The following is a 12823-nucleotide window of genomic DNA, read 5'->3' as shown; positions in this document are numbered from 1 at the left end:
GCGGCCCTCCCGCGCCGCCCCGGCAATTGCCGGTGCCGGCGATCGCCACCTGGGAGGATGGCGCGGTGCACGCGTCGACCGAAGCCACCGAGAGCAGCCGGGCCCGCCGAATCGGCGACCCGCCCCGGGCCTTCCCCGCCGACCTGGTCGGGGAGTTCGAGACGCACGTCACGGTGCGTACGGACGATGTGGACACGCTGGCCCGCCGGGCCGGCGGCTACGGGGTGGGCCTGACCCACATCGTGCTCGCGCGCGGGCGCACGGTGTCCCAGCCGATGCTGACCGAGCGGGCGACCACGACGCTGACCCGAGCCCGCGAGCGGGCCGCCGCGTTGGCCGCGGAGCTGCGCCGGGACGGATATTCGGTGACCCGGATCAAGATCGAGGCGGCGCCGTGGCACCCCGGCGTGCCGCGCACGGACGCGGCGGCGCGCGCGCTCGGGCCCGAGTCGTACTTCGAGCATCACCTCAAGCTCGTGTTGACCGGGGACGTCGACCCGGCCGCGCTTGCCGCCGCGGTGGTCGGGCACGGCGCGCATCTGTCGTACAACGCGCGCCGTGTGCGGGCGGACGGACGGTCCGAGCGGTTCGTCACCCAGCGCTGCCACCGGGTCGGCGACGAGGCCGCCGCCGCGGCGACGGCGGCCCTGGTGGCCGCGCTGGGCGAATACGAAATCGATTCTGTGGAACGGGAGTTCGTCGTACACGACGACAACGGCGCACTGGACGACGGCTGGCTCGACGCGAACGAGAACGGGCACGAGAGCGGCGACGCCGGCGGGTGACGATCGGGCGGGTGGGTCAGGGCAGGAGGAGGTCGAGGAAGGTGTTGGAGAAGACCCGGCCCGGATCGTACTTGTTGAACGTGGCCCGGGCCGCGTCGAAGTTGCTCGTCGTGGGCAGCCCGGTGCGGAAGGAATTCGGGATCCGACCGGTCACCGCGGCCGTGTCGGTCCACGCGCCGTCGACCCCGTACGCCCAGCCCTTGGACCACTCCGGCCGCACACACGCGTAGTTGCCGGTGTAGTTGCCCCAGATCCAGGCGTCCATCTGTTGGTAGAAGTCGTGGTTGGCGGGCGTGCCGGGCAGGGTCGCCACGTCCAGCCAGACCACGGTGTCCCACTCGGGGTGGTCGGGGCGCGGCCGGGCGGCGGACAGGGTCGGTTCGACCGCGTTCGCGGTGACCACCTCGCTCGCCCGGTCGATGCCGGTCACCCGAAGCTCGATCGGACTGTTGCACGGATACTGGCCGTTGGCCTTGTATGCGCCCAACAGGCCGGTGTACCGGACGAAGAACTCGTTGAGCACCCGCTGCACGTTGGCCCGCGCCGTCAAGACCGCCCAGCCGCCCTCGTGGATGCGCAGCGTGGTCGGCTCGACGAAGAGCTGGGTGTTCTTCGACCATCCCCAGATGTCCCAGGTCCAGGTCACGATCAGGCCCGAACCCACGACCGCCATCTCGGCGTTGGTGAACACCTCGGTCGCGCCCACGTTGCCGGTGGCGATGTCGGCCAGGAACTTCGCCTGGTCCTCGGTGACGAAGTTGGCGAACGTGTACGGATACGGATTCTCCACCCGGGTGGAGACCCACGGCTTGCTCGGCGCCACGCTCCACACCTTGAGCCAGGGCACGGTGGTGAACGGGAACCAGATCACCTCGACCCGACCCGAATCGCGGATGTAGTCGGCGAGTTTCTTGCCACCGCCGCCGGCCGGGCCCAGCAGTGTGCCGATCTGGTCGTGGTAGAAGTTCTGGCAGCGCAGCCGTTGGTTCGCGTTGGTCTGCAGGGTGACCTCGGTGACGAAGGCACGGCCCAGGTGCACCAGGAACGGACCGATCTCCGGGTCGTTGCGCTGGAAGGTGCGGAGCACGTACGCGCCGGCGGCCTGGTTCCACACCACCGCGGTCAGCGACAACACCAGGTTGCTCAGCGTGCCGTACGTACCGCCCTGCGGCAACGTCTCGCCCGGCGTCGGGATCCCGCTGCCGTGCGCGCCGATGGCCAGCACACCGCCCACGCTCAGCTTGCCCGGCGCGGTGGTCGCGATCAGCCCCCGCCCGGCCTGTTCCAGTGCGGTCAGCAGCCGTTCGACGCTGCACCCGGTCTCGACGGTCACCGTGGTGGGCGATCCCGGGTTGACCACCAGCGAGGTCAGATGTTGCGTGGTGTCGACCATCAGGGTGTGCGAGGTGTCCGCGCCGGTGGGGATCAGGATCGGCGACCAGTTGTGGCTCATTCCGCGCGGGCGCAGCCGATAGCCCTTGGCCCGGGCCCAGTTCGCCAGGATCACCACATCCGAGGGGTGCGCGGGCACCGCCGTCCAGACGTCGTCCGCGCGCAGTTCGCCGGACCAGTTCCGGTATTGCTGCACGCCCAGGGTGATGCCGGTCGGGAAGTCGGGCGGGGTGGGCGCGGCGCCCGCCTCGCTCGCCGGGATCAGACCGACGGGCGTCCACTGGGTCGCCGCGAGTGCGGCGGCGCCGGCGAGGCCCCCCAGGAGCGTGCGGCGCGAGGGCGCGCCGGACGCGGGGCTCGACGGGTGGGTCGGGGGGTCGGTGGGGTGGTCCGGACGCACGTGGTTCGAGTGCCCGTGCTTCGAGTTCACGCGGTTCGGATTCATGGGGTTCGGTCGTGGCATCAGGTCGCCTTTCCGGGCGTCCCGAGGGCCTGCAGCCCGGGGGAATTCGACATGCGGAAGCGGAGGTTCCGATTCCGGACGATCGATCTGCTGCGGTGCCGAGGTGCCGGTGGATCGCGATGCGAGTGCTGCGTCGGGACCGGTGGATGTTCCCGGGTCCACGACGTGACGGCGTGCCTGGACGGTGCGTTGCCGAGTCGGCGTCCGCCGCCGGCGGCTCGCGAGGTGGTTGGCCCGAGGGTCCATCCGGGGGCCGGTCAAGTCAACACCCAAGCGCCGGTGACACGTGTCGAGGATGCGGAATCCGGCCCGGACGGATCAGCCGGGTATCAACCGATTTCGGGGTGTGACCCGGTGAGTACTCCCGGTGGCGATTCCGGTTCCGATTGTGCGCGTTGCCCGCCGGTACGCCCTGCTCGGCCGGCGGCCCGCAACGCGCGTGATCGAGTCGGCCGGTCGACCGCGCCCGGCGCGGCTCCCGGCTCCCGGGTCGACCGCCCCGGCGCGGCCGGGGTCGGTGCCGGCGGATCCGTCGGCTCGGCCGATTCGGCCGATTCGGTCGATTCGGTCGGCGCCAGCGGCAGCCGCGCGTCCAAGGCGAAACCGCCGTCCGGACGCGGGCCCGCGCCGAAGCTGCCACCGGTCAACTCGATCCGGCGCGCCAGCCCGACCAAGCCGGTGCCGCCGGAGCCCAGTTCGATCTCGCGCGGACCGGTGGCCGCGGTATTGGTGACGGTGATCCGCAACTCGGCGGGGCCGTACCGGAGCAGGATGCGAACGAAGGCGCCGGGGGCGTGTTTGTGCACGTTGGTCAGCGACTCCTGGACCACCCGATACGCGGTGCGCACCACCACCGGCGAGGCGGGTCGCACGGTGCCCCGCACGTCCAGGCGCACGTCCACGCCCGCCGCGAGCGACTCGTCGACCAGCGCGGACAGGTCGAGCACCGCGGGTTCCACCGGCGCGCCCGCGGTGCGCTCCTCGGCGGTGCGCAACACCGCCACCAGGTCCCGCAGTTCGGCCAGCGCCTGGCAGCCGGTGGAGCGCAGGTCCTCGGCCGCCGTACGGGTCGCGTCGTCGGGCGCCCGCAAGCGCATCGCGCCGGCCTGGAGGACCATCAGGCTGACCCGGTGCGTGACGATGTCGTGCATGTCCCCGGCCAGCCGGTTGCGTTCCTCCTCGCGTGCCTGCTCGGCGCGCAACTCCTGCTCCCGTTCCGCACGTTCGGCGCGCTCGCCGAGCGCGGCGAAGAGTCGGCGGCGGGAGGCGATGTACAGGCCGTAGCACGCGGGGGTGAGGATCACGAGCATGTTCGCGGTGCCGTTGCCCAGATCCCGCCAGTCCCACGGGTGCCAGGTGGCCACGCACAGCACCCCGATGGTCAGCCACATCCTGCGCCGATCCTGCACGTACACCGCGACGGCGTAGGCCGCGAAGCAACCGCCCAGGGCCTGTTCCTGCAACAGCGTGAGCGCCGCGATCCACGCACACAACACCGGATGCCGGCGCCGGATGATCAGCACCAGTCCGGAGGTCAGCTCGACCAGGAACGAGATCTGCGCGCCGGTGTCGGTGAAGTCGCCGCCATCCCGCAGGTGCTGGGCGAAGTTGAGCCCCGAGGTGAGCAGCCCGATCGAGACGGCGAGTGTGACGTCGAAGGCGAACGAGCGGCGGGCCGCGGACCAGGACGGGAACGGGCGGCGGATCGACTCGACGGGGCGAAAAGTCACGGATTCCACGGTAGCCGGCCTGGGCCGGCGCGCGTCACCCCAGCGGAGGAGAGGCGGGGTGGTACCTGAGACTCGACCCGATGTTCCCCGCGCCCGGCCGGCGGCGCCGGTTGCCGCGGGCGGGCACGGCTTCGGTGGTTCGTCCGTGTTCGCGGCCGCCGACCGACCCGCGTAGTCCCGGAGAGCTACTCCCGAGGTCCACTCCCTGGTGCGACGCAGGCTACCGCCGCCGATTCCTAGCTTCGTGTCCGGTACTTCGAGGACGGGAGCGGGACATGGGTGGTCGGCTGCGAATGGCTCTGGTCGCGGCGCTGGTGGCCGGGACGCTGGCCGGACCCGGCGTCGGTGTCGCGGAGGCCGCGGCGCCGAACCCGCCGACGCTGCCCGCGATGTCCGCGGCGACCCTGGGCGAGCGCTACGCGGCCAACCAGCGGGCCATCGCGGAGGCGGCCGGTCTGGCCCGGGACACCGGGCACACCGCACGTGCGGACCACCTCGCGCGGATGGCCGACCCGGCCCGGAGCTTCCTGGCCTTCGACGGCCGCGCCGGGCGGGTCCGCGCGGTCGAGGTACTCGGCGACCTGGCCGGCGCGGACCGGATCGCGATCGTGGTGCCGGGCAGCGACAGCGACCTGGACCACTTCGACACGCGCGGGAACAAGCCGTACTCCACGCCGGCCGGCGGCGCCCGCGCGCTGTATGACGAGATCCGCGCCCAGGAGCCGAACGCGCGGGTCGCGGTGATCGCCTGGCTGGGCTACTCGCCGCCGCGCACGATCAGCCTCGACGTACTGACCACCGGCCGGGCCGACGACGGGGCGCGCGAACTGCGCCGCTTCGTCGCCGGGTTGTACGCGGTGGCGCCCGCCGCCGGAGTGTCGCTGCTGTGCCACTCGTACGGCTCGGTGGTGTGCGGGCGGGCGGTCTCCCGGATCGACGTCGCCGACCTGGCCGTGTTCGGCAGTCCCGGCCTGGGCGTGGACGAGCGGGACGACCTGGGCACCGGCGCCCGGGTCTGGGCCGGGCGGGGCGGTTCGGACTGGATCGACCTGGTGCCCAACGTGCGCATCCCGTTCTTCGACACCACCGTCGGCTTCGGCGCCGACCCGACCGGAGGCGGCTTCGGTGCCCGCGAGTTCGCGGCCGGCGGCGGTGGCCACTCCGACTACCTGCGGCCCGGTGGGCCGGCCCTGCACAACCTCGCGCTGATCGCGCGCGGCCGCGCCACGGAGGTGACCCATGCGTGAACCCGGCGTCCTGGTGCGACGGATCGAGAAGGCGACACCGGCGGACCGCGAACGCGAGGTGGACGGCCTGCGGGCGATCGCCATCCTGGGCGTCGTGTTCGGCCACTGGATCGTCACGGGCGTGTCCGCGGGCGCCGACCACTGGCAGACCGACAGCCCGCTGCGCCACCTGCCCGACTACGCGCCGCTCACCTGGCTGCTCCAGCCGCTCGCGGTGTTCTTCCTGGTCGGCGGGTACGTGGCCGCCCGGTCGTGGGCACGCGCGGACGGCTACCGCCGGTGGGCCCGGCGGCGGATGATCCGGCTCGGCCGGCCGATCGCCGCGCTGCTCGTGGCGTGGACCGCGGTGATGGCGGTGCTCGCCGACTTCGTGGCCGGGGACACCCTGCACACGGTCGGCAGACTCGTGGTGTCGCCGCTGTGGTTCGTGCTCGTCTACGCCGGCCTGACCGCGCTCACCCCGCTCGTGGTCCGCCTCGGCCGGGCCGCACCGGTCCTTGCCGTCGGCACGGTCCTGGTGGTGGACCTGACCCGCTTCGCCGCCGACGGACCGGCGGTGGTCGGCTGGGTCAACGTGCTCGCCGGTTGGCTCGTCCCGTACAGCCTCGGGGTGCTCTGGGCGGGGCCGCACCGGGCCCGGATCGAGCGACTCGGCGGTTTGCCGGCGGTGGTCGGCGGGCTCGCCTGCGCCGGGCTGATCCGCTACGGCGGCTATCCGGTGAGCATGGTGGGCGTCCCGGGCGAGCCGATCTCCAACCTGAACCCGCCCACGCTCGCCGCGGTCGCCTTCGGCCTCGCCCAGTGCGGACTCGCGCTGCTGGTGCGAGCCCCGCTGCGGCGGGCGCTGGGCCGGCGGCCGCGGACCTGGGCGGTGGTCGCGCTGGTCAACCTCTCCGCGATGACGGTGTTCCTGTGGCACCAGAGCGCGATGCTCGCGGTGACCTGGCTCGGCATCGCGCTGGGCGGGCTGCCCGGTCTGGGCACGGCGCCGGTCGACCTGCCCTGGATCGTGGCCCGGATCGTGTGGATGCCGGTGTTCGCGGGGGTGCTGCTCGGGTTGTGGGCGGTGTTCCATCGTTGGGAGGCGGGCGGACGCGGCCCCGGGGACTCCCGGCGTAGCTCCTGAGAGTGACGCCCGGGATCCCCCGGGGCGGGGATGCCGTGGACCGGTCGTGCCTCGTAGCGTGCTGCGGGTGAGTGTCGAGGCGGGCAGAGCGAAGCGAGCGGTTGATGCCGGGCGGATCGACGAGCCCGGCGGCGGTGCGGCCTGGGTCGGTCGGATGAACCGAGGGCTGACCGCGCTGCGCGAGGACCTGTTCGACGTTCGGGTCCGCACCGAGCGCCCGCCGGCCCCGTTCGGCAGCATGGGGATCGCGCGCGGCCTGCTCTACGTGGCGGTCGTGCTCACCGTGGGCATTCAGGGTGCAGTCCTGGCGGGTTACCCCGGGGTGTCCGGCGGCTTGGCCTTCGCGCTGGGCCTGGCCGCGGGTGCGCCGATCCTGCTCGCGCCGCAACGGCCACTCGTCGCGTGGTGGATGTCGCTCGGCGCGACCGTGGCGTGCGCCCTCGCCGGTGAGTCGAACGGGCATGACCACATCCAGTGGCCGTGGACGGCCGTGGGTGTTTTCGCGCAGGTCGTGGTGATGGCCTATGTGGCCTTCCATGCCCGGCTGCGCATCATCGTGGAGACGTGGATGATCACCGCGTTGCTCGGTCTGGTGCTGGTCCGCAACGCGCAGCACGACCCTTCGCACTGGGGCACGATGCCGGCGGTCGCGGTGATCACCGCGATCGTGATGGTGGTCGTGGTCGCCTTCCGGGGCCGCAGCGACGCGCGCCGCCAACTCGCCGTGCAATCGGAGCTGACCGCCACCGAGCGCGAGCGCAGTGCGCTTCTGGAGGAACGCGCGCGGATCGCCCGCGAGTTGCACGACGTGGTCGCGCATCACATGTCGGTGATCGCGATCCAGGCAGAGGCGGCCCGGTATCGGGTCGACGACCCACCACCCGAACTGCTCCAAAGCTTCGTCACGATCCGCGCCAACGCGGTCGACGCGCTTACCGAACTCCGGCGCGTACTGGGCCTGTTGCGCACCGAACAGGAGGCCGAAACCGAGCCGGGCGAGCCGCCCCGCCCGGCCCCGCTGCCCACCCTGGACCGGCTGCCCGACCTGCTCGAGAACGTGCGCGCGGCCGGCATGACGGTGGAGTGCGTCGTGCTCGGCACCCCGCGCCCGTTGCCGCAGGGCGTCGACCTGTCCGCCTACCGGATCGGCCAGGAGGCACTGAGCAACGCACTGCGGCACGCGCCCGGCGCCCGGGTGCGGGTCGAGGTCGGGTACGGACCGACCGGGATCGCCCTGCGCGTGCACAACGAGCCCCCGCCACTTCCCGGGCCGCCCGCGCGGGAGGGCTCCGGACACGGCGTGCTGGGCATGCGCGAACGGGCGGCGATGATCGGCGGCACCCTCGAAGCCGGGCATACTCCCGACGGGGGCTATCACGTGGACGTCTTCCTGCCGACCGAGGAGCAGTGACATCGATGGCCATCCGGGTACTGATCGCCGACGACCAGATGATGGTGCGCGAGGGCTTCTCCGTCCTGCTCGGCGCGCAGCCCGGGATCGACGTGGTCGGCGAGGCGGTGCACGGGCGCGACGCGGTCGAGCAGGTCGCCGCGCTGCGCCCGGACGTGGTGCTGATGGACGTGCGGATGCCGGTCCTGGACGGGCTGGCCGCGACCCGCGAGATCACCGCCGATCCGAGCGGCACGACCCGGGTCCTGGTGCTGACCACGTTCGACCTGGACGAGTACGTCTACGAGGCGCTGCGCGCGGGCGCGAGCGGCTTCCTGCTCAAGGACGCCTCGGCGCTGCAACTCGCGCACGCGGTGCGGGTGGTGGCCGCCGGCGAGGCGCTGCTCGCGCCCACCGTGACCCGCCGGCTGATCGCCGAGTTCGCCCGGCTCGGCCCACCCACCGGCGGGCCGCGCGGGCGGGTCGAGCAACTCACCGAACGGGAGACCGAGGTGCTCTCGCTGATCGCCCAGGGATTGTCCAACGCGGAGATCGCCGCGCGGTTGGTGGTCAGCGAGCAGACCGTCAAGACGCACGTGAGCCGGCTGCTGGCCAAGCTGAACCTGCGCGATCGCACCCAGGCGGCGGTGTTCGCGTACGAGAACGGCGTGGTGCGGGCGGGCGAGGGGCGCTGACCCGCACTCCGCTCGGCCGGCCGTCGCAGCGGTGCGCTCCCAGGTGTCGATCGGCCGGGTCCGGTGCACCCCGGCCGGCAGCAGCGGTTGCTCGCTCCGGGAGACCCGGGCGGCCGACTCGGCGCCTCCCGGCGTGGGCCGCGGACTTCCTGCCGCACGCTGCGGCCGGGCCGGTGCCGGGTTTCCTCGCCTTCTACGCGCCGCGGCTGGACGCGGACGAGCACGACGGCGACGTGGACACCCTGGCGATGGCGGTGGCGAGCATCGAACACGTCGTGCACACCACGCGTGATTCGGGCGTGGACGCGGCGCTGCCGAGCGCGGTCCTGGAGGTGTTCCGCGGCGGCGTGCGGTCCGGATTCGCCAAGGACGGCTTCACTCGGCTGAGCGAACTCCCGCGCTCGGCCCGACCCGGTCGGGCCCGGGTTCGGCCGCCCGCGCCGACAGCCGGCGGATCGGCAACAGGCAGCGTGGGTCGGGGAGGTGCAGGGCCATGCCGAGCGGGCGCAGCAGGCCGGTGCCGGGCGTGCGGCGGAACGCGCCGACCGCGTTCGCGTCCGGCAGGGCGGCGTACAGGACGTCGCCGACGAAGGCCAGGTCCTGCGGGTCGGCGCCGCCGGCGGGGAGGTCGGACATGGTGTGCGGGGCGGCCGTGGCCAGGGTGGTGATGGTGCCGGGGCCGCGGTTGGCGGCGTACACGTGCGCGCCGTCGGGGGAGGTGACGATGGCCGAGGGCAGGCCCGGCGCGGGCAGCGGATGGCGGGTCAGGTCGGGCAGCGCCAGGATCGCCGGATCGAGTTCGCCGAGCAGCCAACGGCCGCTCAGGTGTCGCGGGCCGGTGCCGGTCGGGACGCGGTGGGTCGAGCGCAGCCGCAGTCGGCCCGCGCTCAGGTGGTAGGTGAGCAGCACGTCGCCGCCGAGGTCGACCACGGTGAGCGTGCCCTGGTCCTCGAACACGATCTGGTGTGGGTGCGCCGCCGATTGCCGCTCCGGGTGTGCCCGCGAACCCGGTCCCGGCAGCGCGACCTGCTCGCTCACGCCGGCGAGCGAGCCGTGCTCGTCGAGACGGTGCACGATCAGGTCGCCGCTGCCGTAGTTGGCGGTGACCAGGTGCCCGCCGTCCGGGCAGACCGCGAGATGACACGGGATCGCGCCGCGCGACGAGGCCCGCTGTCGCAATCGCGGGTGCCGGCTCGGCTCGATCACGGTGATCGAGCCGTCGAGTGCCTCGTCCACGCCGTAGACCAGGTCCAGACGCGGATGCCGGGCCGCGTAGGCGGTGCGCACCGCGAGCGCCGGCCCGGTCTCGGCGAGTGCACCGGTGTCCGGATCGGCCTCGCACACCACCGTGCGTTCGCCACCGACCAGGATCGGTGCCCGGCTCGGCGGCACGGGGTGATTCCTCGCCGAGCCGGGCGGTTCGTGGTCGTCCCGACGGGACATCAGAACGAGTCCCCCAGCCAGTGGATCGCGCCGGGAGCGTCGACCGTCGCGCGTACCCGCGCCCGGTCGCTCTGGATCGGCCGGGCCAGGCCGAACGTGGTGTGGCCGGTGCTGACCTCGGTCAACAGTGGGCCGATCGCCCGGGTCAGCGCCGCGTCGATCGGCACCCGCAACGTCACCACCGTGCCCGGACCGCCGAGTTCGCACAGCGCCTCGCGCAACAGCGCGGGCAGCGCGTACGGGCGGCCCGGGCCGCAGGCCACCTCGACCACCTCGCCCAGGTCCGGGCGGATCACCGCGTAATCTCCGTCCTCGGTGGTCAACACCCGGGCGGGCGCGGCGTACCAGTGGCCGAACCGGTGCACCCAATCCGCCGGCGAACGCACCGTGGTCAGCGGCCGGTTCGCGTTCGCGGCCGCGTGCGCCAAGGCCATCCGGGGCAGGTCGGCGGGCTGCGCCGGCCGCACCCGAAGGTCGCCCCACGCGGCCTCGGGACCGGCCACGCCGCGCAGGTGGGGCGCCGGGAACGCCTCCCACCCGGACCCGGTGTACACCCCCGGCGTGCCGCTGAACATCAGCGACCACGCGCAGCCGTACCGGGTCATGTCGTCGATCGCCGTCACCAGCAACCGGCGGATCAACCCCCGGCCGCGGGCCCGGGGCGCACTGGCCACGCTGCCCACACAACCGACCACCTCCACCCCGCCCGTCGCGTCGCGGATCGGCCGGGGCTGCCAGTGCAGCACGGCCTGGATCCCGTCCTCGTCGGCCGCGACCAGGGTGCGCGGATGCCGACCCGGGTCCTGCGCGTGCAGGGCCGGCAGGTCGGGCGCGTCCGGGAAGGCCACCGCCCACAGGGCGTGCAGCGCGAGGTCGTCGGCCGGGGTGGTGGTGCGCAGTCGCATCTCAGAGCGCCAGGTTCCCGGTGGTGAGCACGCGTGCCCCGTCGGCGGGCAGCGCGGTCCGGGCCACACCGTCCTCGACGCACGTGGTGTGCAACATCGACGACACGCCGGCGAACGCCTGCGGGCGCAGCTCCAACCGGCCGCCGGTGAACCGGGTTCCGGTGGCCACCCAGTGGTTGACCCCGGCATCCAGTCGGGCGTGCGCACCGTCGGTGGCCGAGGCCGCGTCGTGCAACTGCCAGCGCACGACGCCCGTTCCGGCACCCCGGGACAGCAGCGCGCCGGCGCCGTTGCCGCCGCTCAGCCGGGTGCCCGCACTCACGTGCACACTCTGGTCGCGCACCGCGGACAGCAGCACGCCGGTGTCGGTCAGCGTGCTCGCGGTCAGCCGCAACACGGCCGAGCCGACCTCCAACGGCGCGGCCGCGGGCCCGGCTCCGACGATCGTGCATCCGTCGAAGTCGACCTCGCCCGAACCGCGCAGGATCGCGCCGTCCACACCGGTGAGGGTGCAGTCCCGAAAGTGCACGGTGTTGCTCACCGGGGTCTGTACCAGCACCTGCTTCGCGGGCAGGTCGAACGTGCACCCCTCGATCACGTTCGGCCGGGTGGAGCGGGCCGAACGTTGCCCGATCGCGAACGTGCGCGCCACACAGCCGCGCAGTTGTACGCCGTCCGCGTTCACCTGGAGCGTGCCGCCCGGGTCGAACGTCGGTCGGGGGATCACCCGGACGTTCTCCAGGGTCAGGTCGGTGATTTTCGTACCCGCGACGAACCACGAGCAAGAGTGGTCGCGCACGGTGATGCGTTTGGCCGAAGTACCCCACAGAGCACCGGAGTTGGCGATGTCCATCAGCCCCGAGTTGCCCTCGAAGAGCAGGTCGTGCTCGTACTGGCCGTGCGTGGTGAACGGATTGCCGCCCTGGTCGTCGCCGTCCCCGTGGCAGTTGACCACGTGACAGTAGGCGGACGCGGTCAGGTCGTTCAGGTGCCGGGCGTTGCTCGACACGCAGTCCTCGACCCGGCCGTACAGGCAGTAGATCTGCTGGGTCAGGTAGCCCGCGCCGCCGTACATCACCGTCGGCGGGTTCTTCAGCGACGAGCGCGCGGTATGGAAGTGGGTGCACCAACGGCGCATGATCACCGGCCAGAACGACCCGGTGGCCTCGATCCCGCTCACGTCGCAGCGCACCGCGTACTCGTAGGCGATCGGATGCGAGCCGGTGTACTCGTCGTCGTTCGGGCCGGCGCCGAGGAACACCATGTTGCGTACGTCCGCGCGTCGGACCGGTTCGACCCGGGTCCAGGTGATGCCGCGCCCGGCGGCCAGTTCCCAGCCGTTGAGGTAGTCCACCCGGATGTGCCTGCCGTCGACGATCTGGGTGATCTCGACCAGCTTCTGCAACTCGCGCTCGTAGATGCCGCCGCCGGCGATCGGGTCGATCTCGACGGTCCACCACTCGCCGACCTTGAACGCGCCCGAGTCCGGGACCGGGAAGGCGTCGGTGAGTTCGATGACGGTCTCGGCCAGCGGATACTTCACCACCGACTTGGTGACGGTGCCCTTGAAGTACAGGACGGCGCCGAAGGGGTTGTCGTGGGTGTTCTTCTCGATGCCGGTGGTGCGGACGGTGTGTCCGCCGAAGT

Annotated in this window: 10 protein-coding genes and 1 pseudogene; 6 read left to right on the top strand and 5 right to left on the bottom strand. The window is 72.8% G+C overall.

Features of this window, described 5'->3' with window-relative positions:
- Positions 1 to 65 precede the first annotated feature (65 nt).
- The gene (locus ABZ374_RS31600; protein WP_360317514.1) at positions 66 to 785 is read left to right on the top strand and encodes a hypothetical protein; all 720 of its coding nucleotides are present in this window, start codon (positions 66 to 68) and stop codon (positions 783 to 785) included.
- A gap of 16 nt (positions 786 to 801) precedes the next feature.
- Here the strand turns inward: ABZ374_RS31600 and ABZ374_RS31595 are convergent, their stop codons facing one another.
- Both ABZ374_RS31595 and ABZ374_RS31590 read right to left on the bottom strand, forming a co-directional pair.
- Positions 802 to 2607: a cholesterol oxidase substrate-binding domain-containing protein gene (locus ABZ374_RS31595; protein ID WP_360317512.1), complete on the bottom strand. Its 1806-nt coding sequence runs from the start codon at positions 2605 to 2607 to the stop codon at positions 802 to 804.
- Between the two features lie 362 nt (positions 2608 to 2969).
- Complete coding sequence (locus tag ABZ374_RS31590) at positions 2970 to 4370, bottom strand: histidine kinase (RefSeq protein WP_360317509.1); 1401 nt, start codon at positions 4368 to 4370, stop codon at positions 2970 to 2972.
- 275 nt (positions 4371 to 4645) lie between these two features.
- Between ABZ374_RS31590 and ABZ374_RS31585 the strand changes: the two genes are divergently transcribed.
- From ABZ374_RS31585 to ABZ374_RS31565, 5 genes and pseudogenes are all read left to right on the top strand, one after another.
- The gene (locus ABZ374_RS31585; protein ID WP_360317507.1) at positions 4646 to 5617 is read left to right on the top strand and encodes an alpha/beta hydrolase; all 972 of its coding nucleotides are present in this window, start codon (positions 4646 to 4648) and stop codon (positions 5615 to 5617) included.
- Entirely contained in the window at positions 5610 to 6743 is a 1134-nt protein-coding gene (locus tag ABZ374_RS31580; RefSeq protein WP_360317505.1) for an acyltransferase, read from the top strand. Before ABZ374_RS31585 ends, ABZ374_RS31580 begins: the two co-directional genes overlap by 8 nt.
- Positions 6744 to 6810: 67 nt before the next feature.
- Entirely contained in the window at positions 6811 to 8154 is a 1344-nt protein-coding gene (locus ABZ374_RS31575; protein ID WP_360317503.1) for a sensor histidine kinase, read from the top strand.
- Positions 8155 to 8159: 5 nt separating this feature from the next.
- Complete coding sequence (locus tag ABZ374_RS31570; RefSeq protein ID WP_360317501.1) at positions 8160 to 8828, top strand: response regulator transcription factor; 669 nt, start codon at positions 8160 to 8162, stop codon at positions 8826 to 8828.
- A 173-nt stretch (positions 8829 to 9001) separates the two neighbouring features.
- Positions 9002 to 9166: pseudogene (locus tag ABZ374_RS31565) on the top strand (NAD(P)-dependent oxidoreductase); the annotation flags it as partial.
- Positions 9167 to 9203: 37 nt separating this feature from the next.
- Here the strand turns inward: ABZ374_RS31565 and ABZ374_RS31560 are convergent.
- From ABZ374_RS31560 to ABZ374_RS31550, 3 genes are all read right to left on the bottom strand, one after another.
- Entirely contained in the window at positions 9204 to 10271 is a 1068-nt protein-coding gene (locus ABZ374_RS31560; RefSeq protein WP_360317499.1) for a beta-propeller fold lactonase family protein, read from the bottom strand.
- Positions 10271 to 11176: a GNAT family N-acetyltransferase gene (locus ABZ374_RS31555; RefSeq protein ID WP_360317497.1), complete on the bottom strand. Its 906-nt coding sequence runs from the start codon at positions 11174 to 11176 to the stop codon at positions 10271 to 10273. The genes ABZ374_RS31560 and ABZ374_RS31555 overlap by 1 nt, the downstream gene beginning before the upstream one ends.
- 1 nt (position 11177) lies before the next feature.
- Positions 11178 to 12823 (bottom strand): peptidase C14 (locus tag ABZ374_RS31550; RefSeq protein WP_360317495.1); only part of this gene is annotated, 1646 nt, incomplete at its 5' end.

This window comes from Embleya sp. NPDC005971 (assembly GCF_040629175.1).
In the GTDB taxonomy this organism is placed as follows: Bacteria; Actinomycetota; Actinomycetes; order Streptomycetales; family Streptomycetaceae; genus Embleya.
This window is presented reverse-complemented; position numbering and strand designations above follow the sequence as displayed.